Origin of the sequence: Pseudomonas sp. SIMBA_041, assembly GCF_046535095.1 — a bacterium.
Lineage (GTDB): Bacteria > Pseudomonadota > Gammaproteobacteria > Pseudomonadales > Pseudomonadaceae > Aquipseudomonas > Aquipseudomonas mucoides.
Map to the genome: position 1 here is coordinate 204,456 of NZ_JAWRXJ010000010.1, position 21,239 is coordinate 225,694.

23 protein-coding genes are annotated in these 21,239 nt (G+C 59.6%); 12 read left to right on the plus strand and 11 right to left on the minus strand.

Annotation, left to right across the window (positions count from 1 at the left end):
• Positions 1–15 precede the first annotated feature (15 nt).
• The 3 genes from SB725_RS23660 (at position 16) to tldD (ending at position 6,274) form a co-directional block, all read left to right on the plus strand.
• Positions 16–3,819, plus strand: a complete 3,804-nt coding sequence (locus SB725_RS23660) for a YhdP family protein (protein WP_410922649.1) — start codon at positions 16–18, stop codon at positions 3,817–3,819.
• Between the two features lie 145 nt (positions 3,820–3,964).
• Positions 3,965–4,813 (plus strand): carbon-nitrogen hydrolase family protein, encoded by an 849-nt coding sequence (locus SB725_RS23665; RefSeq protein ID WP_027924523.1) that lies wholly within the window; start codon positions 3,965–3,967, stop codon positions 4,811–4,813.
• An 18-nt stretch (positions 4,814–4,831) separates the two neighbouring features.
• On the plus strand, positions 4,832–6,274 hold the full coding sequence (gene tldD, locus SB725_RS23670) for a metalloprotease TldD (protein ID WP_027924524.1): 1,443 nt from the start codon (positions 4,832–4,834) through the stop codon (positions 6,272–6,274).
• Between the two features lie 50 nt (positions 6,275–6,324).
• On the opposite strand, the gene yjgA is transcribed toward tldD, so the two are convergent.
• On the minus strand, positions 6,325–6,849 hold the full coding sequence (gene yjgA, locus SB725_RS23675; protein WP_027924525.1) for a ribosome biogenesis factor YjgA: 525 nt from the start codon (positions 6,847–6,849) through the stop codon (positions 6,325–6,327).
• Positions 6,850–6,956: 107 nt separating this feature from the next.
• Here yjgA and pmbA point away from each other — a divergent pair, with 107 nt between their 5' ends.
• The gene (gene pmbA / locus SB725_RS23680) at positions 6,957–8,303 is read left to right on the plus strand and encodes a metalloprotease PmbA (protein WP_027924526.1); all 1,347 of its coding nucleotides are present in this window, start codon (positions 6,957–6,959) and stop codon (positions 8,301–8,303) included.
• A gap of 89 nt (positions 8,304–8,392) precedes the next feature.
• Here pmbA and SB725_RS23685 read toward each other — a convergent pair whose 3' ends face one another.
• The 10 genes from SB725_RS23685 to SB725_RS23730 form a co-directional block, all read right to left on the minus strand.
• Positions 8,393–8,668: an HPr family phosphocarrier protein gene (locus tag SB725_RS23685; protein WP_027924527.1), complete on the minus strand. Its 276-nt coding sequence runs from the start codon at positions 8,666–8,668 to the stop codon at positions 8,393–8,395.
• A 15-nt stretch (positions 8,669–8,683) separates the two neighbouring features.
• A complete protein-coding gene (gene rapZ / locus SB725_RS23690; protein ID WP_027924528.1) occupies positions 8,684–9,541 on the minus strand; it encodes an RNase adapter RapZ in 858 nt (285 codons plus the stop codon).
• Between the two features lie 2 nt (positions 9,542–9,543).
• Complete coding sequence (gene ptsN, locus SB725_RS23695) at positions 9,544–10,008, minus strand: PTS IIA-like nitrogen regulatory protein PtsN (protein WP_027924529.1); 465 nt, start codon at positions 10,006–10,008, stop codon at positions 9,544–9,546.
• A gap of 12 nt (positions 10,009–10,020) precedes the next feature.
• Positions 10,021–10,329, minus strand: a complete 309-nt coding sequence (gene hpf, locus SB725_RS23700; RefSeq protein WP_027924530.1) for a ribosome hibernation-promoting factor, HPF/YfiA family — start codon at positions 10,327–10,329, stop codon at positions 10,021–10,023.
• Positions 10,330–10,403: 74 nt separating this feature from the next.
• Positions 10,404–11,897 carry an RNA polymerase factor sigma-54 gene (locus SB725_RS23705; protein ID WP_027924531.1) on the minus strand — a complete coding sequence of 498 codons (1,494 nt, stop codon included), beginning with the start codon at positions 11,895–11,897 and terminating at the stop codon, positions 10,404–10,406.
• A 183-nt stretch (positions 11,898–12,080) separates the two neighbouring features.
• The gene (gene lptB, locus SB725_RS23710) at positions 12,081–12,806 is read right to left on the minus strand and encodes an LPS export ABC transporter ATP-binding protein (RefSeq protein ID WP_027924532.1); all 726 of its coding nucleotides are present in this window, start codon (positions 12,804–12,806) and stop codon (positions 12,081–12,083) included.
• Complete coding sequence (lptA, locus tag SB725_RS23715; protein ID WP_027924533.1) at positions 12,806–13,354, minus strand: lipopolysaccharide transport periplasmic protein LptA; 549 nt, start codon at positions 13,352–13,354, stop codon at positions 12,806–12,808. Before lptA ends, lptB begins: the two co-directional genes overlap by 1 nt.
• The gene (gene lptC, locus SB725_RS23720) at positions 13,341–13,913 is read right to left on the minus strand and encodes an LPS export ABC transporter periplasmic protein LptC (RefSeq protein WP_027924534.1); all 573 of its coding nucleotides are present in this window, start codon (positions 13,911–13,913) and stop codon (positions 13,341–13,343) included. The genes lptA and lptC overlap by 14 nt, the downstream gene beginning before the upstream one ends.
• Positions 13,914–13,920: 7 nt before the next feature.
• A complete protein-coding gene (locus tag SB725_RS23725; protein ID WP_027924535.1) occupies positions 13,921–14,445 on the minus strand; it encodes a KdsC family phosphatase in 525 nt (174 codons plus the stop codon).
• Complete coding sequence (locus SB725_RS23730; protein WP_027924536.1) at positions 14,445–15,419, minus strand: KpsF/GutQ family sugar-phosphate isomerase; 975 nt, start codon at positions 15,417–15,419, stop codon at positions 14,445–14,447. Before SB725_RS23730 ends, SB725_RS23725 begins: the two co-directional genes overlap by 1 nt.
• Positions 15,420–15,696: 277 nt before the next feature.
• Here SB725_RS23730 and SB725_RS23735 point away from each other — a divergent pair, with 277 nt between their 5' ends.
• The 8 genes from SB725_RS23735 to hisG all read left to right on the plus strand — a co-directional run bounded on the left by SB725_RS23735 (position 15,697) and on the right by hisG (position 21,128).
• Positions 15,697–16,506, plus strand: coding sequence for an ATP-binding cassette domain-containing protein (locus SB725_RS23735; RefSeq protein ID WP_027924537.1), 810 nt, complete (start codon positions 15,697–15,699; stop codon positions 16,504–16,506).
• Positions 16,506–17,303, plus strand: a complete 798-nt coding sequence (gene mlaE / locus SB725_RS23740; RefSeq protein WP_027924538.1) for a lipid asymmetry maintenance ABC transporter permease subunit MlaE — start codon at positions 16,506–16,508, stop codon at positions 17,301–17,303. The genes SB725_RS23735 and mlaE overlap by 1 nt, the downstream gene beginning before the upstream one ends.
• On the plus strand, positions 17,303–17,770 hold the full coding sequence (gene mlaD / locus SB725_RS23745) for an outer membrane lipid asymmetry maintenance protein MlaD (protein ID WP_027924539.1): 468 nt from the start codon (positions 17,303–17,305) through the stop codon (positions 17,768–17,770). The genes mlaE and mlaD overlap by 1 nt, the downstream gene beginning before the upstream one ends.
• An 11-nt stretch (positions 17,771–17,781) precedes the next feature.
• Positions 17,782–18,423, plus strand: a complete 642-nt coding sequence (locus SB725_RS23750) for a phospholipid-binding protein MlaC (RefSeq protein WP_027924540.1) — start codon at positions 17,782–17,784, stop codon at positions 18,421–18,423.
• On the plus strand, positions 18,420–18,725 hold the full coding sequence (locus tag SB725_RS23755; protein WP_027924541.1) for a lipid asymmetry maintenance protein MlaB: 306 nt from the start codon (positions 18,420–18,422) through the stop codon (positions 18,723–18,725). The genes SB725_RS23750 and SB725_RS23755 overlap by 4 nt, the downstream gene beginning before the upstream one ends.
• Before the next feature lie 113 nt (positions 18,726–18,838).
• Positions 18,839–19,078 carry a BolA family protein gene (locus SB725_RS23760; protein ID WP_007912386.1) on the plus strand — a complete coding sequence of 80 codons (240 nt, stop codon included), beginning with the start codon at positions 18,839–18,841 and terminating at the stop codon, positions 19,076–19,078.
• Between the two features lie 22 nt (positions 19,079–19,100).
• Entirely contained in the window at positions 19,101–20,366 is a 1,266-nt protein-coding gene (gene murA / locus SB725_RS23765) for a UDP-N-acetylglucosamine 1-carboxyvinyltransferase (RefSeq protein WP_027924542.1), read from the plus strand.
• Between the two features lie 126 nt (positions 20,367–20,492).
• Positions 20,493–21,128 carry an ATP phosphoribosyltransferase gene (gene hisG / locus SB725_RS23770; RefSeq protein WP_007942738.1) on the plus strand — a complete coding sequence of 212 codons (636 nt, stop codon included), beginning with the start codon at positions 20,493–20,495 and terminating at the stop codon, positions 21,126–21,128.
• Positions 21,129–21,239 lie beyond the last annotated feature (111 nt).

The following is a 21,239-nucleotide window of genomic DNA, read 5'->3' on the forward strand; positions in this document are numbered from 1 at the left end:
TGGGAGCCACCTGACATGGAACGTCTGACACGCATTTTGGTTGCATTGACCCGTTGGGGTCTGGGCCTGTGCGCGTTGGTACTCGTGTTGATGGCGTTTTACGTCAGCCTCGGCCGAGAGCTGACGCCTCTGGTGGCCGAATACCGTGCCGACGTCGAAACCAAAGCCACCGAAGCGTTGGGCATGCCGCTGCAAATCGGCAAGCTGGAAGGTAACTGGAGTGGTTTTGCGCCGATTCTGCTGGCCCATGACGTGACCGTCGGCGAAGGCGCCAATGCCCTTCATCTGGATCAGGTGCGTGCAGTGCCAGACATTTGGGAAAGCCTGTTGGCGCGCCAGGTGCGCATCGCTCACCTTGAACTCAATGGTTTGAAGATCAGCCTCAAGGAAGGCGACGACGGTCAGTGGGCGCTGGAAGGTTTGCCGGTGCAGAAAGATCAGCCACTCGATCCAGAGCAGTTGCTCAATCGCATGCAAATGGTCCAGCAGTTGTCGGTGATTGACAGTCAGGTGACCTTGCAGCCCCTGGACCAGCCGCCACTGACCCTGACCTACGTCGGTTTCAATCTGAAAACCGGTGCTTCTCGCCAACGCCTCGATGCGCGAATGACCTTGCCCGATGGCCAGCCAGTTGCCATGAGCCTGCGCACCCGCATTCAGGCCAGTCAGTGGAAGGACGGTGAAGCCGAGGCTTACGTGAGCTTGCCGCAAAGCGACTGGTCGAAATGGCTGCCCGAACGCCTCACCCAGCAATGGAATTTTTCCGAGATCAAGGCCGGCGGCGAGCTCTGGATCAATTGGGGCAAGGGCGAACTGCAATCCGCGGCCATTCGCTTGAACGCACCGCAAGTCAAAGGTGCCTACGCCGAACGCAAGCCCATCCAGATCAACAATCTGGCGCTCAATGGCTATTTCCAACGCAGCACTGAAGGCGTGGTGGTGACGCTGGATTCCCTGGCCATGAATTTTGGCGAGACGCGCTGGGAATCCCATCTGCAACTCACACAAACCTCAGCCACCGACAAGGTCCAGGAGCTCTGGCACCTGCAAGCCGACCGCGTCGACCTCACCCCGCTCACGCCATTGCTGAACGCCCTGGGGCCACTGCCCGAAGGTGTCGCCACGGCGGTGGAAAAGCTCAAAGTGACCGGTGGGCTGCGCAATGTGCTGATCGACGTGCGCCCCAATGCCACCGACGACAGCAAGTTCAGCTTCGCCGCGAACCTCGACCGGGTCGGTTTTGATGCCTATCACGGCGCACCGGCCGCGCGGAATGTCAGCGGCAGCATCAGCGGTGACCTCGGCAAGGGTGAGTTGCGCATGGACAGCAAGGACTTTGTCCTGCACCTGGACCCGATTTTCGCCAAGCCATGGCAATACCTTCAGGCCAACGCGACGCTGACCTGGAAGCTCGACAAAGAAGGCTTCACCCTGATCGCGCCGTACCTCAAGGTTCTTGGCGAAGAGGGCAAGATTGCCGGTGACTTCCTGATCCGCCTGCATTTTGATCACACCCTGGAAGACTACATGGACCTGCGGGTCGGCATGGTCGAGGGGGACGGTCGCTACACCGCCAAATACCTGCCGACCATGCTCAGCCCTGCGCTTGACGAATGGTTGCGTACGGCCATTCTAAAGGGCGCGGTAGACGAAGGTTTCTTCCAGTATCAGGGCTCGCTGAACCATGGTGCGGCCGACACTGCCCGCAGCATCAGCCTGTTCTTCAAGGTGCACGATGCCGAACTGGCGTTCCAGCCGGGCTGGCCGCATGTGAGCAAGGTCACCGGTGATGTGTTTGTGGAAGACAGTGGGGTGCGGGTTCTGGCCAGCAAGGGCCAGTTGCTCGACACTCAGGTGCGCGATATCTACGTCAATATCCCCCATGTCCCCGATGGCAAAAACGTCCATCTGTACCTCGACGGCGGATTCGCCGGCGGCTTGGGCGATGGCCTGAAAATTCTCCAGGAAGCGCCGATCGGCACCGCAGACACATTCGCCAAGTGGGAGGGTGAGGGCGATCTGCAAGGCACGTTGAACCTGGATATCCCGCTGGCCAAAGACGAGCAACCGAAGATTCTCGTCGATTTCAAGACCGCCAAGGCGCGCCTGAAGCTGGCCGATCCCTCGCTGGAATTGACCCAACTCAAGGGTGATTTCCGCTTTGACAGCACCAAGGGTTTGAGCGGACAGAACATTAGCGCGCGGGCTTTTGACAGGCCTGTCACCGCACGGATTTTCGCCGATGGCAGCGCGGGCAACATCAAGACACGCGTCACGGCTTCCGGTCAGGTCGAGGTCAAGAAACTCACGGACTGGTTGAGCGTGACTCAGCCGTTGCCGGTTTCCGGGGTCATCCCGTATCAGTTGCAGCTGAACCTGGACGGTGCTGACAGTCAGTTGATGGTCAATTCCAGCCTGAAAGGCGTGAAGGTCGATCTGCCGGCCCCGTTCGGCATGACGGCCGATGACAGCCGTGACACGACGTTTCGCATGACCCTGCAAGGGCCGGAGCGGCGCTACTGGGTCAACTATGGTCAGCTGGCAAACTTCACGTTTGCAGCCCCTAGCGGCAGTTTTGCCGACGGTCGTGGTGAGCTGTTCCTCGGTGGTGGCGATGCCGTATTACCCGGCGCCAAAGGCCTGCGGGTGCGCGGTGTGCTGTCGGAGCTGGATGTCGGTCCCTGGCAGGATCTGGTGGGCAAGTACGCCGGTCAGGATCCGGGGGGCAGTGCCAAGCAGTTCTTCAGCAGTGCAGACTTAAAGATTGGCAAGCTCAGCGCTCTGGGCACGACCCTCGATCAGGCGTCCGTGCAAGTGAACCGAAAGCCTGCCAGTTGGGCGTTGCAACTCGACAGCCAGCAGGTCAAGGGCACCGTCGGTGTTCCCGATGCGAAAGGCGCACCGATCGCGGTCAATCTGCAATACGTGCGGCTGCCCGCGCCGGATCCGAAGGTGGTGGCCGACGAAAACTCGCCCGATCCACTGGCTACGGTCGACCCGACAAAGATTCCGGCACTGGACATCACCATCAACCAGCTTTTCCTAGGGCAGGATCTGGTGGGTGGCTGGTCGCTGAAAATCCGTCCGACTGCCAAAGGTATTGCACTCAACAACCTCGACATGGGCCTCAAAGGGATTCTGTTGCAAGGCAGTGGCGGCTGGGAAGGTGTGCCCGGTAGCTCCAGCAGTTGGTACAAGGGGCGGATCAGCGGCAAAAATCTCGCCGATGTCCTCAAGGGCTGGGGGTTTGCGCCGAGTGTCACCAGCGAAGAGTTTCATATGGATGTTGACGGTCGCTGGCCGGGTTCACCGGCCTGGCTGGCCAGCAAGCGTTTCTCCGGCACCCTGGATGCATCGCTGACCAAAGGCCAGTTTGTTGAGGTCGAGGGCAGTGCCCAGGCCCTGAAAGTCTTCGGCCTGCTGAACTTCAACTCCATCGGCCGCCGGCTGCGCCTGGACTTTTCCGACCTGTTCGGCAAAGGCCTGAGCTATGACCGGGTCAAGGGATTGCTGGTCGGGACCAATGGCGTCTACGTCACCCGCGAGCCGATCCGGATGACCGGTCCGTCCAGCAACGTAGAACTTGATGGCACCTTGAACCTGGTGGGTGATCAGATCGACGCCAAGTTGCTGGTGTCCTTGCCGGTGACCAACAACTTGCCGATTGCGGCGCTGATTGTCGGCGCGCCGGCTGTTGGCGGTGCGCTGTTCCTGATCGACAAACTGATCGGTGACCGCGTCTCCCGATTTGCCAGCGTGAAATACACCGTCAAGGGCCCGTGGAAAGAGCCGCAGATTACCTACGACAAACCTTTTTGACGCTCTTTTTCAAAAGCCATGTCCCAGCCTGATGGAGTAGCATGGCCGAACATATTCCAATTAGCGACGCCGATCCTGTAGCAGCCGGACGCAGGCTTCGCCAGCTGCTACAGGTTGGCGGACACTTCTCGAGTAAGGAAAGGCCATGTCGGTAGCGGTGATTCAAATGGTCAGCCAAAGCGATGTGCTGGCCAATCTGGCTCAGGCTCGCCGGCTGCTTGAACAGGCAGCGGCCGGTGGTGCGCAACTCGCCGTGCTGCCGGAAAACTTCGCCGCCATGGGCCGGCGCGACATTGCCGACATCGGCCGCGCCGAGGCATTGGGTGAAGGCCCTATCCTGCCATGGTTGAAACAGACCGCCCTCGACCTCAAGTTATGGATAGTGGCAGGCACATTGCCGTTGCCGCCGGTGGATCAACCGACGGCGAAGGTGCATGCCTGCTCGTTGTTGGTGAACGATCATGGCGAAACAGTAGCGCGCTACGACAAGCTGCACTTGTTTGACGTGGACGTGGCGGACAATCGCGGGCGTTATCGTGAGTCCGATGACTATGCTTATGGCGGTGGCGTGGTGGTTGCGGATACGCCGGTCGGGCGAGTCGGCCTGACGGTGTGTTACGACCTGCGCTTCCCGGAGCTGTACAGCGAATTACGGGCTGCCGGGGCGGAGTTGATTACCGCGCCGTCGGCGTTTACGGCGGTGACCGGCGCGGCGCATTGGGATGTGCTGATTCGTGCCCGGGCCATCGAGACTCAATGTTATGTGCTGGCGGCCGCTCAGGGTGGAACGCATCCGGGGCCGCGAGAAACCTGGGGACATGCCGCAATCGTCGACCCCTGGGGCCGGGTGCTGGCACAACAGGATCAAGGCGAGGCCGTGCTGCTGGCCGAACGCGATAGCAGCGAACAGGCGTCCATCAGGGCGCGGATGCCGGTGTCCAGTCACCGGCGTTTTTTCTCGCAGGGCGCCCAGCGACCTGCCTCAGAACGATGAATTTAAGGCGTAAAGCATATGAGCGAGTTGTTGTCCTCAGTCAGTGAACACCTCCTGGCGCCCGGTGGCGTAACGATCGAGAGCCTGCAAGGCGTACTCGGTGATCTGGCCGGCCCGGGCATCGATGCCGCCGACCTGTATTTCCAGGGGCAGATTTCCGAGTCCTGGGCGCTGGAAGACGGGATCGTCAAGGAAGGCAGCTTCAACCTCGACCAAGGCGTCGGCGTGCGTGCGCAATCGGGTGAAAAAACCGGTTTTGCGTACAGCAATGCCATCACCCTGGAAGCCCTCGGTGCCGCGGCCCGTGCCGCGCGTTCGATCTCCCGCGCCGGGCAAAATGGCACGGTGCAGGCGTTCACCACCCAGGACGTTGCCCAGTTATACGGACCGGACAACCCGCTGGAAGTGATCTCCCGCGCCGAGAAAGTCGAACTGCTCAAGCGCATCGATGCAGCCACACGCGCCCTCGATCCACGCATCCAGCAAGTGACCGTGAGCATGGCCGGCGTCTGGGAGCGCATCCTCGTGGCCTCCACCGATGGCAGCCTGGCCGCCGATGTACGGCCGCTGGTGCGTTTCAATGTGAGCGTGATCGTTGAACAAAACGGTCGCCGCGAGCGCGGTGGGCATGGCGGTGGCGGACGTACCGATTACCGTTATTTCCTCAGTGACGACCGCGCCATGGGCTACGCCCGTGAAGCGTTGCGTCAGGCACTGGTCAACCTGGAAGCCATTCCGGCGCCGGCCGGTACGTTGCCGGTGGTATTGGGTTCCGGCTGGTCCGGCGTGCTGCTGCACGAAGCGGTCGGCCACGGTCTGGAAGGCGACTTCAACCGCAAGGGCAGTTCGGCGTACAGCGGGCGCATGGGCGAGATGGTTGCCTCCAAGCTGTGCACCATCGTCGATGACGGCACGCTGGCAGGCCGTCGTGGCTCTCTGAGCGTCGACGACGAAGGTACCCCGACCCAGTGCACCACACTGATCGAAAACGGCGTACTCAAAGGCTATATGCAGGACAAGCTCAATGCGCGTCTGATGGGCGTGGCCCGTACCGGTAACGGTCGTCGCGAATCCTACGCGCACCTGCCGATGCCGCGCATGACCAACACCTACATGCTGGCGGGCGAAAGCGATCCGGCGGAAATCATCGCTTCGGTCAAACGCGGCATCTACTGCGCCAACCTCGGCGGTGGCCAGGTGGACATTACCAGCGGCAAGTTCGTGTTCTCCACCAGCGAGGCGTACCTGATCGAAGACGGCAAGATTACCGCCCCGGTCAAAGGCGCGACGTTGATCGGCAACGGTCCGGAAGCCATGAGCAAGGTGTCGATGGTCGGTAACGATCTGGCGCTGGACAGCGGCGTGGGGACGTGTGGCAAGGATGGGCAGTCGGTGCCGGTGGGTGTCGGCCAGCCAACGCTGAAAATCGATGCGATCACTGTGGGTGGCACAGGATCGTAAGCAGGGATGGAGCTTCGGGTGAACCGCATGCGGTTCACCCGATTCGGGACTTAGCGCAGACCGCGTTGAGTCTCGTCCAGCTCTCGGATGTACTTGAAGATTTTACGGCTCGATGCCGGTGGCTTGTTGGTCGCCAGTTCGTGCTGGGCCTGACGGATCAGGGAGCGCAATTGCTGACGATCAGCCTCCGGGTAGTCGAGCACGAACTTCTCCAGGACTGCATCGTCGCCCGCGATCAAGCGATCGCGCCAGCGTTCCAGGCCATGGAAACGTTCGTTGTACTGCCGGGTGGAGGCATCGAGTTGATCGAGCAAGGTCAGAATGGCGGCAGTGTCCTGATCGCGCATCAGTTTGCCGATGAACATAAGGTGCCGTTTACGCGCGATATTCGCGGTGTGCTTGGGCGCATCGGCCAGGGCCCGACGCATAGCGTCGGTCAACGGCAGTTTTGCCAGCAAGTCAGGCTTGAGTGTTGTAAGGCGCTCGCCAAGGTCAACCAGAGCATGAAGCTCGCGTTTAACCTGGGATTTGCTTTTTTCTCCCGTATCGAGGGAGTCGTCGTAAGAATCAACCATGGTGGCCGTCCGCAAAGAAACGCCGCCATGATAACCAGTCGGGGGCCACTTGTCCGGCCCGGTCGCTCGAAGGCCTTACCGAAAGCAGAATTTGAGTGGAGAACAGCATGAGTGCAGTTGAAAGCGTCGGCCCACAAGCGTTGCCGGCACTGCAAGAACAAGTCGAGCAGATCATCGCTGAAGCCAAGCGTCAGGGCGCCAGCGCCTGCGAAGTTGCCGTGTCCCTGGAGCAGGGCCTGTCCACCTCGGTGCGTCAGCGTGAGGTCGAAACCGTCGAATTCAACCGCGATCAGGGCTTTGGCATCACCTTGTACGTCGGTCAGCGCAAAGGCTCGGCCAGTACCTCGGCCAGTGGTCCTGAGGCCATTCGCGAAACCGTCGCGGCGGCGCTCGCCATCGCCAAGCACACCTCCGAAGACGAAGCCTCGGGCCTGGCTGATGCCGCGCTGATGGCTCGCGACCTGCAGGATTTCGACCTGTTCCACCAATGGGACATCACCCCGGAACAAGCCATCGAACAAGCGCTGGCCTGCGAAGCCGCTGCGTTTGCCACCGACAGCCGGATCAAAAATGCCGACGGCACCACCCTCAGCACTCATCAGGGTTGCCGCGTGTACGGCAACAGCCACGGGTTTATCGGTGGCTACGCGTCGACCCGCCACAGCCTGAGCTGCGTGATGATCGCCGAGGCTGATGGCCAGATGCAGCGTGATTACTGGTACGACGTGAACCGTCAGGGCAATTTGCTGGCCGACCCGGTGAGCATTGGCCAACGTGCCGCGCAACGGGCGGCGAGCCGTCTGGGCGCGCGTCCGGTACCGACTTGCGAGGTGCCGGTGCTGTTTTCCGCCGAGCTGGCGGGTGGTTTGTTCGGCAGCTTCCTGTCGGCGATTTCCGGCGGCAGCCTGTACCGCAAATCGTCGTTCCTCGAAGGTACGCTGGGTCAGAAGCTGTTCCCGGAATGGTTGACCATCGACGAACGTCCGCACTTGATGCGCGCCCTGGGCAGTTCCGCGTTTGATGGCGATGGTCTGGCGACCTACGCCAAACCGTTCGTCGAAAAGGGTGAGCTGGTGTCGTACATCCTTGGCACCTATTCCGGGCGCAAACTCGGGATGCCAAGCACTGCCAACGCCGGCGGCGTGCACAACCTGTTCGTCACCCACGGCGATGAAGATCAGGCCGCTTTGCTGCGCCGCATGGGCCGTGGCCTGCTGGTCACCGAACTGATGGGGCAGGGCCTGAACATGGTCACCGGGGATTACTCCCGTGGTGCGGCGGGTTTCTGGGTCGAGAACGGCGAAATCCAGTTCGCGGTCCAGGAAGTGACCATTGCCGGCAATATGCGCGACATGTTCAAGCAGATCGTGGCGGTGGGTAATGACCTGGAGCTGCGCAGCAACATTCGTACGGGTTCTGTTTTGATCGAGCGCATGACGGTGGCGGGCAGCTAAACTCGCTTGTCACAAAAAAGGCGCGCCACCTGATTGGGTGGTGCGCCTTTTTTATCGGGTTACTGAGCGGCTTTGGTCTGGACTGGCGTTTACTCGCCTTCGTCGAAATAACGGTCGATCAAGGCCTTCAACGCATCCAGTGCCCTTTGCGCGTCTTCGCCTTCGGTGCTGATATAGATTTTGGTGCCCTTGCCCGCAGCGAGCATCATCATTGCCATGATGCTTTTGCCGTCGACCGTGGATTCCGGAGTGCGTCCTACTCTGATCGTGCAATCCTTGAACTCGCCGGCGACCCCGACGAATTTTGCAGAAGCACGGGCATGCAGGCCCAGCTTGTTGATGATTTCGATTTCCAGAGCAGGCATCGCGGTGTGAATCCTTTAGCTGAGGTCGCGGTGGCGGACCTGGACGTTCTTCAGGGATTGTTGCAGAACCTGGCCCAGACGTTCGGTCAGGTAGACGGAGCGGTGATGCCCGCCGGTGCAGCCAATGGCAATGGTGACATAAGCACGGTTGCTGGCGGCAAAGCGCGGCAGCCACTTGAGCAGATACGACGATATGTCCTGGAACATTTCTTCGACGTCTGGTTGAGCGGCGAGGTACTCGGCCACCGGTTGATCGAGCCCCGACTGCGCACGCAGCTCCGGCTTCCAGTAAGGGTTGGGCAGGCAACGCACGTCGAACACCAGGTCCGCGTCCACCGGCATGCCGCGCTTGAATCCGAACGACTCGACCAGAAAGGCAGTACCGGCTTCCGGCTGGTTCAGCAGGCGCAGCTTGATGGTGTCGCGCAGCTGGTACAGGTTCAGATTCGTGGTGTTGATCTTGAGGTCGGCCAGATCGACGATCGGACCCAGCAGATTGCTTTCGTCCTCGATCGCCTCGGCCAACGAACGGTTGGGGGTGCTCAGCGGGTGACGCCGACGGGTTTCGGAAAAGCGCTTGAGCAAGGTTTCTTCGTCGGCGTCCAGGTACAGCACATCGCACTTGATGTGCCGACTACGGACTTCTTCGAGCAGTTCGGGAAAGCGTGACAGGTGGCTCGGCAGGTTACGCGCATCGATGGACACGGCGACCAACGGCTGTGCCAATTCGGTATGAATCAGTGCGCGTTCGGCCAGTTCCGGCAGCAAGCCGGCGGGCAGGTTGTCGATGCAGTAGTAGCCGTTGTCCTCGAGAACATCGAGTACGGTACTTTTACCTGAGCCGGAACGGCCACTGACGATGATCAAGCGCATGATTAGTGACCGTTTTGCTCTTCCAGAACAACCTTATACAAGGCTTCGTTGCTCTGAGCACTACGCAGTTTTTCCCGCACCTCCTTGCGATCGAGCATGCTGGCGATCTGGCGGAGCAGTTCAAGGTGCGCATCGGTAGCCGCTTGCGGGACCAGCAGTACGAACAACAGGTCAACCGGAGCGCCGTCGATGGCGTCGAAATCGATAGGGGCGTCGAGGTGCATCAAGGCGCTGATGGGCGACTTGCAATCCTTCAGGCGGCAGTGGGGGATGGCGATGCCGTTGCCAAAACCGGTCGAGCCGAGTTTTTCACGGGCAATCAAAGCCTCGAAGACATCTTGCATCTCCAGATCCGGCACTTCCCGGGCGATCAGGTTGGCAATTTGTTCGAGGGCTTTCTTTTTACTGCCGCCCGGCACGTTCACGAGGGAACGGCCGGGGGTCAGGATGTTTTCAAGTCGGATCATGGGTTGGGAGTGTTAACGACCGGTTGCACCCTGGAGGAGGCTCTGGGTCTTTTCCTTATGCTTTTTGAGTTGTTTATCCAGCTTGTCGGTCAGTGAGTCGATCGCCGCGTACATATCGGTATGCTCCGCGTTGGCGACCACTTCACTGCCGGGAATATGCAGGGTGGCTTCGATTTTCTGCTTCAGCTTCTCGACCGTCATCGTGACCTGCACGTTGGTGATCTTGTCGAAATGCCGCTCTAATCGTTCGAGTTTTTCGCCGATGTAGGTGCGCAGGGGTTCGGTCACTTCCAGTTGGTGTCCACTGATGTTGACTTGCATACAGCTTCTCCTTCGTTGCCAGTGCATAAAGCGGTAGATCAGATGATCTACCACTGGAACGCTGTGGCGTGGCTCTACATCAACCGCTTGCGTTCGCTCGAAGGCGCGATCCCTAAGGATTCGCGGTACTTGGCGACGGTGCGGCGAGCCACCTGAATGCCTTGTGCCTCCAGTAAACCAGCGATCTTGCTGTCACTCAACGGCTTTTTCTGATTTTCCGCGGCAACCAGTTTTTTGATGATCGCGCGGATCGCCGTGGACGAGCATTCGCCGCCTTCGGAGGTGCTGACGTGACTGGAGAAAAAGTATTTCAACTCATAAATACCCCGAGGGGTATGCATGAATTTTTGCGTGGTCACCCGTGAAATCGTCGATTCGTGCATGCCTACCGCTTCGGCGATGTCATGCAGGACCAGCGGCTTCATGGCTTCGTCGCCGTATTCGAGGAAGCCGCGCTGATGCTCGACGATCTGGGTGGCAACTTTCATCAGGGTTTCGTTGCGGCTTTGCAGGCTCTTGATGAACCAGCGGGCCTCTTGCAGCTGATTGCGCATGAAGGTGTTGTCGGCGCTGGTGTCGGCGCGACGGACAAACCCGGCGTACTGGGCGTTGACCCGCAGCCTTGGAACCGACTCCTGGTTCAGTTCCACCAGCCAGCGTTCGTTGTCCTTGCGCACGATCACGTCTGGAACGACGTACTCGGCTTCGCTGGATTCGATCTGCGAGCCGGGGCGCGGGTTGAGACTCTGGACCAGTTCGATGACCTGGCGCAGTTCATCTTCCTTGAGCTTCATGCGGCGCATCAGCTGGCTGTAGTCGCGACTGCCGAGCAAATCGATGTAGTCGCAGACCAGGCGCTTGGCTTCGGCCAGCCAAGGCGTCTTGGCGGGCAATTGGCGCAATTGCAGCAGCAGGCATTCGCCCAGGTTGCGAGCGCCGATGCCGGCCGGTTCGAATTGCTGGATGCGGTGCAGGACGGCTTCGATTTCGTCCAGTTCGATGTCCAGTTCCGGATCGAAGGCTTCGAGGATCTCCTCCAGGGTTTCATCCAGGTAGCCCTGATTGTTGATGCAGTCGATCAGGGTCACGGCGATCAGGCGATCGGTGTCGGACATCGGTGCCAGGTTCAGTTGCCAGAGCAGGTGGCTTTGCAGGCTCTCGCCAGCCGAAGTGCGAGTGGTGAAGTCCCATTCGTCGTCATCGTTGCTCGGCAGGCTGCTGGCGCTGGTCTGGTAGACGTCTTCCCAGGCCGTGTCGACGGGCAGTTCGTTGGGAATGCGCTCGTTCCAGTCACCTTCCTCGAGGTTGTCCACCGTCGGGGCGGTTTCCTGGTAGGAGGGTTCCGAAACATCGGCATTGGGTTGCTGTTCGGCTTTGTCGGCCAAGGGGTCGGCGTTGTCGAAGTCGTCGCCTTCTTCCTGGCGTTCGAGCATCGGATTGGACTCCAGGGCCTCCTGGATTTCCTGTTGCAGGTCCAGGGTCGACAATTGGAGCAGGCGGATGGCCTGTTGCAGCTGCGGTGTCATCGTCAGCTGCTGGCCCATTCTCAAGACTAGCGATGGTTTCATGGCAGGGGCTTAACACCTTATTCGCCGGCGCACATGCGCCATCCACTACAGGGCGCCGGAGCGCCAAACATAAGCAAATTATATGCCTGAAACTGAAGTGTTTGCCTAGAGCGCTGTAACAATAAAAACCTGTTGATTTTTATCGTCGTAAGCGCTCAGTCGACTAGCCAGACACCTCAACGCTTACAGGCGGAACTCATGGCCCAGGTAAACTTCTTTAACCAGGTCGTTGGCCAGGATAGTGGCGGAGTCGCCTTCGGCAATCAGCTGGCCATCGTTGACGATGTAGGCCGTTTCGCAGATATCCAGGGTTTCACGGACGTTGTGGTCAGTGATCAGCACGCCAATGCCTTTGGCCTTGAGGTGGTAGATGATCTGCTTGATGTCGCCGACCGAAATCGGGTCCACGCCGGCGAAAGGTTCGTCGAGCAGGATGAATTTCGGATTGGTGGCCAGTGCGCGAGCGATTTCCACGCGGCGGCGTTCACCACCCGACAGGCTCATGCCGAGGTTGTCGCGGATGTGGCTGATGTGGAATTCCTGCAGCAGGCTTTCCAGCTCTTTGCGACGCCCGGCCTTGTCGAGTTCCTTGCGGGTCTCGAGGATCGCCATGATGTTGTCGGCCACCGAGAGTTTGCGGAAAATCGACGCTTCTTGCGGCAGATAGCCGATACCGGCCTTTGCACGACCGTGCATCGGCTGGTGGCTGACGTCCAGATCATCGATCAGCACACGGCCCTGATCGGCCTGCACCAGGCCGACAATCATGTAGAAGCAGGTGGTCTTGCCGGCGCCGTTGGGACCCAGCAGGCCGACGATTTGACCGCTGTCGATCGACAGGCTGACGTCGCGCACGACCTGGCGGCTCTTGTAGCTCTTGGCCAGATGCTGAGCTTTCAGAGTTGCCATTACTGGGCCTTCTGCTCGTCGGTTTTCTTCTTCGGCTGGATCACCATGTCGATGCGTGGACGCGCCTCGGTGACCTTGTTGCCTGTCGCACGGCCAGCGCTCGCAAGCTTCTTGACTGTGTCGTAGACGATTTTCTCGCCCTGGGTGGTGTTGTTGTCCTTGTCGACAACTTTTGCCTTGTCGATCAGCACGACGCGGTTTTGCGCGGCGTGGTACTGGATAGTCACACCCCAACCCTGGACAGGCTTGGTGTCGCCAGCGGTCTGCAGTTGCTCGAAGTAGGCGAGGTTGCCCACCGAAGTCACCACGTCGATGTCGCCAGCCGGCGTACGAGTGATGGTCACGGTGTTGCCCTTAACGATCATCGAGCCCTGGGTGATGATCACGTCACCTTTATAGGTGGCCACGCCATTCTTGTCGTCCAGTTGGGCATCGTCGGCCTGAATGCGGATTGGCTGCTCTTGATCGTTCGGCAGAGCCCAGGCGCTCACGCTTCCCAGTGCTGCGCCCAGACTGAGCAAAATAGGGAGGGTTTTAACGAGCCTCATACTGTCCTCTTACGTTAGATAGCAGGTGTATCCTGCTTTCTTTCAAGTACGCTTTCATTCCGTTGCCTGTCGATACACCGCCAGCGCCGTCGATTCTAACGGGTTGGTCGGTCTGCGCATATTGCTGCTGCGGGAACACAGTCATACGGGTGGTGGTAATCAGGGTCCTGCGGTTCTTTTCGTCGAAACGGGTAATGCGTACCGAGTCGATCAGCTCGACCTGGGTGCCGTCTGGATTGACTTCCCCATGTTCGCTCTGGACGTGCCAGGGAAACTGGGTGCCGCGGAACATGTTCAGGTCGGGGTTGGTCAGCAGCGTGACCTCGGACACTTTCAGGTGTTCGACCTTGTCGGACGTCATTTCGTACTGCAATTTGCCGTCCGGCAGGTACTGCACGCTGTGGGCGTTGAGTGCGTAATAGTCGATCGCGCTTTCGTCGACAGGGGCAACTGTCTTGTCGAGAAAGCGTTCCGGGCTGATGTTCCAGTAGCCGACCGCAGCGAACAGCGCCGCGATGCAACTGAACAACAGGATGTTACGAAACTTTTTGCTCAGCATAATGGGCTCACAGGTACGCGGCGTTGGCCGCATCGAGGCGGCCCTGGGCGCGCAGGATCAATTCGCAGAATTCGCGAGCGGCACCCTCGCCACCACGGGCGACGGTAATGCCATGGGCGTTTTCACGCACGAAGCTGGCAGCGTTGGCTACCGCCATGCCGAGGCCGACGCGGCGAATCACCGGCAGGTCCGGCAGGTCGTCACCGAGATAGGCCACTTGTTCATAGCTTAGGTTGAGTTGGGCCAGAAGTTCGTCCAGTACCACCAGTTTGTCCTCGCGACCTTGATAAAGGTGCGGGATGCCGAGGTTTTTTGCTCGTCGTTCGACCACCGGGGTCTTGCGGCCGCTGATGATAGCCGTCTGTACGCCCGCCGCCATCAACATCTTGATGCCTTGACCGTCGAGGGTGTTGAACGTCTTGAACTCACTGCCGTCTTCGAGGAAGTACAGGCGTCCGTCAGTCAGCACGCCGTCGACGTCGAACACGGCAAGTTTGATCTGTTTGCCGCGTTGCAGCAGGTCCGAACTCATTACATTACTCCTGCGCGCAGCAAGTCGTGCATGTTCAAGGCGCCGACCGGACGGTCTTCGCTGTCGACCACGACCAGCGCGTTGATTTTGTGGTCTTCCATGATTTTCAGGGCCTCGGCGGCGAGCATTTCGGCGCGGGCGGTCTTGCCGTGTGCGGTCATGACCTGGTCAATGGTGGCGCTGTGGATGTCGATGCTGCGATCCAGTGTGCGGCGCAGATCACCGTCAGTGAAGATCCCTGCCAGCTTGCCGTCGGCTTCCAGAATGACGGTCATGCCCAGACCCTTGCGGGTCATTTCCATCAACGCGTCCTTGAGCAAGGTGCCGCGTTGAACCTGTGGCAGCTCTTGCCCGGCGTGCATGACGTTTTCCACTTTCAGCAGCAGACGCCGGCCCAGCGCACCACCGGGGTGGGAAAAGGCGAAGTCTTCAGCGGTAAAGCCGCGCGCTTCCAGCAACGCAACGGCCAGGGCGTCGCCCATGACCAACGCGGCAGTGGTAGAGGAGGTGGGTGCCAGGTTCAGCGGGCAGGCCTCGTGTTCGACGTGAACGTTGAGATTGACCTCGGCAGCCTTGGCCAGCGGTGATTCCGGGTTGCCGGTCACGCTGATCAACTGTATGCCCAGACGCTTGATCAGGGGCAACAGGGTGACGATTTCGTTGGTGGAACCGGAGTTCGACAGGGCCAGGATGATGTCGTCTCGCGTGATCATGCCCATGTCGCCGTGGCTGGCTTCGGCCGGGTGCACGAAAAAAGCCGTGGTGCCGGTGCTGGCCAGGGTGGCGGCGATCTTGTTGCCGATGTGCCCGGACTTACCCATGCCGACCACCACCACGCGGCCTTTGCTGGCCAGAATCATCTCGCAAGCGCGTACGAAATCAGCGTCGATGTGGGGCAGCAAGCCTTCTACGGCTTCCAGTTCGAGGCGGATGGTGCGTTGTGCTGATTGAATCAGGTCGCTGGATTGGCTCATGTCAGAAATCGTATAGCCTGATGAAAAGGCGGCGATTATAGCGGTAATGATCAAAACCCTCACGCTAGTTCGTCACGCTTTGTCATTCCCTGTAACCGAATCCCCTCTAAACAAGGCTTTTTGCCTGTCATGTTACTGAACATGGTCGGGCTTGGGCCTTGGGGGGCAGGCCTTTGCAGTGATATAGTTCGCCGCCAGTTCGGCCTGCCCGGGGAGGTATGTGCTTTCGTCAGAGAGCCAGGCGTCCGAGTGAGAGGCTGCATCGCAAGGAGTTTAGATGAGTGCCGATAACGCCTACGCGGTCGAGCTGAAGGGACTGACCTTCAAGCGCGGTACGCGCAGCATTTTCAATAACGTCGATATCCGTATCCCGCGCGGCAAGGTCACCGGCATCATGGGGCCTTCCGGGTGTGGCAAAACCACGCTGTTGCGATTGATGGGCGCACAATTGCGTCCCACCAAGGGCGAAGTCTGGGTCAACGGCCAGAACCTGCCCAAGTTGTCGCGCAGTGATCTGTTCGATGCGCGCAAACACATGGGGGTGCTGTTCCAGAGCGGCGCCCTGTTTACCGACCTCGATGTGTTCGAGAACGTCGCGTTTCCGCTGCGCGTTCATACCGAGCTGCCGGAAGAAATGATCCGCGACATCGTCCTGCTTAAATTGCAGGCCGTGGGCTTGCGTGGCGCCATCGACCTGATGCCTGACGAGTTGTCCGGTGGCATGAAGCGTCGTGTTGCGCTGGCCCGGGCGATTGCCCTCGATCCGCAGATCCTCATGTACGACGAGCCCTTTGTCGGCCAGGACCCCATTGCCATGGGCGTACTGGTGCGCCTGATCCGCCTGCTCAACGACGCGCTCGGTATCACCAGTATCGTGGTGTCCCACGATCTGGCCGAAACCGCGAGCATCGCCGACTACATCTATGTCGTCGGCGAAGGCCAGGTGTTGGGGCAGGGGACTCCCGCGGAACTGATGAACTCGCAGGAGCCACGGATCCGTCAATTCATGACCGGCGAACCCGACGGTCCGGTCGCATACCACTTTCCAGCGACGGATTACCGCGCAGATCTTCTGGGGAAGCGTTGATGCGCAAGATTTCATTAATAGAGCGCGTGCGCCGGTTTGGCCATGCCGCCATCGACGCGCTGGCGGTGTTCGGCCGCTCGACGATTTTCCTGTTCCATGCCTTGCTCGGTCGCGGTGGCATCGGCGGCGGCTTTGGCCTGCTGATCAAGCAGCTCCATTCTGTCGGCGTGATGTCCCTGGTGATCATTGTCGTCTCCGGCGTGTTCATCGGGATGGTGCTGGCGCTGCAAGGCTTCAACATCCTGTCCAGCTACGGCTCGGAGCAGGCGGTCGGGCAGATGGTTGCGCTGACGCTATTGCGTGAATTGGGACCTGTGGTGACGGCGTTGCTGTTTGCCGGGCGTGCCGGTTCGGCGCTGACGGCGGAAATCGGCAACATGAAATCCACCGAACAGCTCTCCAGTCTGGAAATGATTGGTGTCGACCCGCTCAAATACATCGTCGCCCCGCGCTTGTGGGCCGGCTTCATTTCCCTGCCGGTGCTGGCAATGATTTTCAGCGTGGTGGGTATCTGGGGCGGTTCGTGGGTGGCCGTCGACTGGCTCGGTGTGTATGAAGGTTCGTACTGGTCGAACATGCAAAACAGCGTGACGTTCACTGATGACGTGCTCAATGGCATCATCAAAAGCATCGTCTTCGCGTTCGTCGTGACCTGGATCGCCGTATTCCAAGGCTATGACTGTGAGCCCACTTCCGAGGGGATCAGTCGTGCCACTACCAAGACCGTGGTGTATGCCTCTTTGGCTGTACTCGGCCTGGACTTTATTTTGACCGCCTTGATGTTTGGAGATTTCTGATGCAAAACCGCACCCTGGAAATCGGTGTCGGCCTTTTCTTGTTGGCTGGCATCCTGGCTTTATTGCTGCTGGCGTTGCGGGTGAGTGGTCTGTCCCCGAGCCCGAGCACCGACACGTATAAACTTTATGCGTACTTCGACAATATCGCCGGTTTGACGGTCAGAGCTAAAGTGACCATGGCCGGTGTCACCATCGGCAAGGTCACCGCAATCGATCTGGACCGCGACAGCTTCACCGGTCGGGTGACCATGCAACTGGAAAAGCGCGTAGATAACCTGCCGACCGACTCCACTGCATCTATCCTGACCGCTGGCCTGTTGGGCGAGAAATACATCGGTATCAGCGTGGGCGGCGAAGAAGCCTTGCTCAAGGATGGTGGGACCATCCACGACACCCAGTCGTCGCTGGTGCTTGAGGACCTGATCGGTAAATTCCTGCTCAATACCGTTAGCAAAGACGCCAAATGAGGAGCTTTTGAATGATCTCTACCTTGCGACGTGGCCTGTTGGTAGTACTCACGGCGCTGCCGTTGATGGCTAACGCCGTGGCGGCGCCTACCGCGCACGATCTGGTACAGGACACCACCAACCGGATGCTGGCCGATCTGTCGGCCAACAAAGAGAAGTACAAGCAGGATCCACAGGACTTCTATACGGCGCTGAACACCATCGTCGGACCTGTGGTGGATGCCGAAGGCATCTCCAAGAGCATCATGACGGTCAAGTACTCACGCAAAGCCACGCCGGCACAGATGAAAACCTTCGAAGAAAACTTCAAGAAGGGTCTGTTCCAGTTTTATGGCAATGCGCTGCTCGAGTACAACAATCAGGGCATCACCGTTGACCCGGCCAAAGATGAATCGGGCGATCGCACCAGCGTCGGCATGACCGTCAAAGGCAGTAACGGCGCGATCTATCCGGTGTCTTACACACTGGAAAAGATCAATGGCGAGTGGAAACTGCGCAACGTCATCATCAACGGTATCAACATCGGCAAGCTGTTCCGTGACCAGTTCGCGGATGCGATGCAGCGCAATGGCAACGACCTGGACAAGACCATTAACGGTTGGGCCGGGGAAGTCGCCAAAGCCAAGGCATCGACTGAGAAGCCAGCCCAATGAGTGTGTCGGCCATTCGCATGAGCGAGTCCGGCGAACTTCGGCTTAGCGGCATGCTGGACTACCTCACGGCCCCTGGCTTGCGCAAGCAGGGGCAGGCGTTGATTAAATCGAGCGCGGCTACCGAACTGGTGGTCGACTGCTCGGCAGTGTTGAAGTCCAGCAGCGTCGGATTGTCGCTGCTGCTGTGCTTCATGCGTGATGCAGAGGCGGCCGGCAAGGCGCTGAGCATCCGTGGGATGCCCGAAGACATGCGTGAAATCGCTCAGGTCAGCGAATTGACCGAGCTGTTGGCGCACCCCTGACCGCATCTATAAGGAAGCCCCCCGTCAGAGTCCTGCTTAGCGGGGTTCGCAGGCGCGGGGCTTTTTTGTATGATGTCCGACCCGTGCGCACAGGGCGCCGATTGAGGTTGAGCATGCAGGCCGTAGAAGTGAAGAGCTTCCTTGAAGGAAAGCTGCCCGGAACGTTGGTAGAAGTTGAGGGCGAAGGCTGCAATTTCCAGCTGAACGTGATTAGCGATGAACTGGCGGCGTTGAGCCCGGTGAAGCGTCAGCAGCAGATCTATGCCCATTTGAACCCATGGATCACCGATGGCAGCATCCATGCGGTCACTATGAAATTTTTCAGCAGCGCGGCCTGGGCCGAGCGCACCTGAGCCCAAGGGCGTCGAGATTCTTATGGATAAATTGATTATTACCGGTGGCGTTCGTCTTGATGGCGAAATCCGCATCTCCGGGGCAAAGAACTCTGCCCTGCCGATCCTGGCTGCCACCCTGCTGTGTGATGGCCCGGTAACCGTGGCCAACCTGCCGCACCTGCACGACATCACCACGATGATCGAGCTGTTCGGTCGCATGGGCATCGAGCCGGTGATCGACGAGAAGCTCAGCGTCGAAATCGACCCGCGCACCATCAAGACCCTGATCGCACCGTACGAACTGGTTAAAACCATGCGTGCGTCGATCCTGGTGCTGGGCCCGATGGTTGCCCGTTTCGGTGAAGCCGAAGTCGCACTGCCTGGCGGTTGCGCCATCGGTTCGCGTCCGGTTGACCTGCACATCCGTGGCCTTGAAGCCATGGGTGCGGTCATCGACGTCGAAGGCGGCTACATCAAGGCCAAGGCGCCTGAAGGTGGCCTGCGTGGCGCGCACTTCTTCTTCGACACCGTCAGCGTGACCGGCACCGAAAACATCATGATGGCGGCCGCTCTGGCCAAGGGCCGCAGCGTGTTGCAGAACGCCGCTCGTGAGCCTGAAGTCATCGACCTGGCGAACTTCCTGATCGCCATGGGTGCCAAGATCACTGGCGCCGGCACCGACACCATCACCATTGATGGCGTTGAGCGTCTGCACCCGACCACGTACAAAGTGATGCCTGACCGCATCGAAACCGGCACCTACCTGGTGGCGGCTGCCGTGACCGGCGGTCGTGTGAAGGTCAAGGACACTGATCCGACCATCCTCGAAGCCGTTCTGGAAAAACTCCGCGAGTCGGGTGCCGAAATCACCTGCGGCGAAGACTGGATCGAGCTGAACATGCACGGCAAGCGGCCAAAAGCCGTCAACGTGCGGACTGCCCCATACCCGGCGTTCCCTACCGACATGCAAGCGCAGTTCATCTCCCTCAACGCCATTGCCGAAGGCACGGGCGCTGTGATCGAGACGATCTTCGAAAACCGCTTCATGCACGTTTACGAACTGCACCGCATGGGCGCCAAGATCCAGGTCGAAGGCAACACTGCCATCGTTACCGGCACCGAGACGCTCAAAGGCGCGCCTGTTATGGCCACCGACCTGCGTGCTTCGGCCAGCCTGGTGATCTCGGCGTTGATCGCCGAAGGCGACACGCTGATCGACCGCATCTACCACATCGACCGTGGTTACGAGTGCATCGAAGAGAAACTGCAGATGCTCGGCGCCAAGATCCGCCGCGTACCGGGCTAGTAGTTGCTGCATGGGCATAAGGACATGCCCGTTGAATTGTTGAAGTCGAGCCGGTTTCCGGCTCGATGTGTGTCCGGCGCCATTTGCGACCGGGCATGAGTACCTTGATAAGGACTGACGTTTCCCATGTTGACCATCGCACTGTCCAAGGGCCGCATCCTTGACGACACCCTGCCGCTTCTGGCTGAAGCGGGCATCGTGCCGACCGAGAATCCGGACAAGAGCCGCAAGCTGATCATTCCCACGACCCAGCCTGACGTACGTCTGCTGATCGTGCGCGCCACCGACGTGCCGACCTATGTCGAGCATGGTGCCGCGGACCTCGGCGTCGCCGGTAAAGATGTGCTGATGGAATATGGCGGCCAGGGCCTGTACGAGCCTCTGGACCTGCGCATTGCCCTGTGCAAGCTGATGACCGCCGGCCGTGTCGGCGATGTCGAGCCCAAAGGCCGTCTGCGGGTTGCCACCAAGTTCGTCAACGTTGCCAAGCGCTACTACGCCGAGCAGGGTCGTCAGGTTGACATCATCAAGCTGTACGGCTCGATGGAACTGGCGCCGCTGATTGGTCTGGCCGACAAGATCATCGACGTGGTCGACACCGGCAACACCCTGCGGGCCAATGGCCTGGAGCCTCAGGATTTCATTGCCGACATCAGCTCCCGGCTGATCGTCAACAAAGCTTCGATGAAAATGCAGCACGCCCGTATCCAGGCGTTGATCGACACCCTGCGCAAGGCAGTGGAGTCTCGACACCGCGGCTGATTCACCTGCGCGACGTTAAGTCGCGCCCGTCTATCCGCCTCATAGCCAGAATTCTCAGGTGCCCAAGCGGATCGATGGTAGCTTCGGGCACCTGAGTTTTTGCCATTCCTA

What these genes read in the sequence shown, in the direction of transcription:
- SB725_RS23660 (WP_410922649.1), top strand. Translation starts at nt 16, where the DNA reads ATGGAACGTCTGACACGCATTTTGGTTGCATTGACCCGTTGGGGTCTG.
- SB725_RS23665 (WP_027924523.1), top strand. Translation starts at nt 3,965, where the DNA reads ATGTCGGTAGCGGTGATTCAAATGGTCAGCCAAAGCGATGTGCTGGCC.
- tldD (WP_027924524.1), top strand. Translation starts at nt 4,832, where the DNA reads ATGAGCGAGTTGTTGTCCTCAGTCAGTGAACACCTCCTGGCGCCCGGT.
- yjgA (WP_027924525.1), bottom strand. Translation starts at nt 6,849, where the DNA reads ATGGTTGATTCTTACGACGACTCCCTCGATACGGGAGAAAAAAGCAAA.
- pmbA (WP_027924526.1), top strand. Translation starts at nt 6,957, where the DNA reads ATGAGTGCAGTTGAAAGCGTCGGCCCACAAGCGTTGCCGGCACTGCAA.
- SB725_RS23685 (WP_027924527.1), bottom strand. Translation starts at nt 8,668, where the DNA reads ATGCCTGCTCTGGAAATCGAAATCATCAACAAGCTGGGCCTGCATGCC.
- rapZ (WP_027924528.1), bottom strand. Translation starts at nt 9,541, where the DNA reads ATGCGCTTGATCATCGTCAGTGGCCGTTCCGGCTCAGGTAAAAGTACC.
- ptsN (WP_027924529.1), bottom strand. Translation starts at nt 10,008, where the DNA reads ATGATCCGACTTGAAAACATCCTGACCCCCGGCCGTTCCCTCGTGAAC.
- hpf (WP_027924530.1), bottom strand. Translation starts at nt 10,329, where the DNA reads ATGCAAGTCAACATCAGTGGACACCAACTGGAAGTGACCGAACCCCTG.
- SB725_RS23705 (WP_027924531.1), bottom strand. Translation starts at nt 11,897, where the DNA reads ATGAAACCATCGCTAGTCTTGAGAATGGGCCAGCAGCTGACGATGACA.
- lptB (WP_027924532.1), bottom strand. Translation starts at nt 12,806, where the DNA reads ATGGCAACTCTGAAAGCTCAGCATCTGGCCAAGAGCTACAAGAGCCGC.
- lptA (WP_027924533.1), bottom strand. Translation starts at nt 13,354, where the DNA reads ATGAGGCTCGTTAAAACCCTCCCTATTTTGCTCAGTCTGGGCGCAGCA.
- lptC (WP_027924534.1), bottom strand. Translation starts at nt 13,913, where the DNA reads ATGCTGAGCAAAAAGTTTCGTAACATCCTGTTGTTCAGTTGCATCGCG.
- SB725_RS23725 (WP_027924535.1), bottom strand. Translation starts at nt 14,445, where the DNA reads ATGAGTTCGGACCTGCTGCAACGCGGCAAACAGATCAAACTTGCCGTG.
- SB725_RS23730 (WP_027924536.1), bottom strand. Translation starts at nt 15,419, where the DNA reads ATGAGCCAATCCAGCGACCTGATTCAATCAGCACAACGCACCATCCGC.
- SB725_RS23735 (WP_027924537.1), top strand. Translation starts at nt 15,697, where the DNA reads ATGAGTGCCGATAACGCCTACGCGGTCGAGCTGAAGGGACTGACCTTC.
- mlaE (WP_027924538.1), top strand. Translation starts at nt 16,506, where the DNA reads ATGCGCAAGATTTCATTAATAGAGCGCGTGCGCCGGTTTGGCCATGCC.
- mlaD (WP_027924539.1), top strand. Translation starts at nt 17,303, where the DNA reads ATGCAAAACCGCACCCTGGAAATCGGTGTCGGCCTTTTCTTGTTGGCT.
- SB725_RS23750 (WP_027924540.1), top strand. Translation starts at nt 17,782, where the DNA reads ATGATCTCTACCTTGCGACGTGGCCTGTTGGTAGTACTCACGGCGCTG.
- SB725_RS23755 (WP_027924541.1), top strand. Translation starts at nt 18,420, where the DNA reads ATGAGTGTGTCGGCCATTCGCATGAGCGAGTCCGGCGAACTTCGGCTT.
- SB725_RS23760 (WP_007912386.1), top strand. Translation starts at nt 18,839, where the DNA reads ATGCAGGCCGTAGAAGTGAAGAGCTTCCTTGAAGGAAAGCTGCCCGGA.
- murA (WP_027924542.1), top strand. Translation starts at nt 19,101, where the DNA reads ATGGATAAATTGATTATTACCGGTGGCGTTCGTCTTGATGGCGAAATC.
- hisG (WP_007942738.1), top strand. Translation starts at nt 20,493, where the DNA reads ATGTTGACCATCGCACTGTCCAAGGGCCGCATCCTTGACGACACCCTG.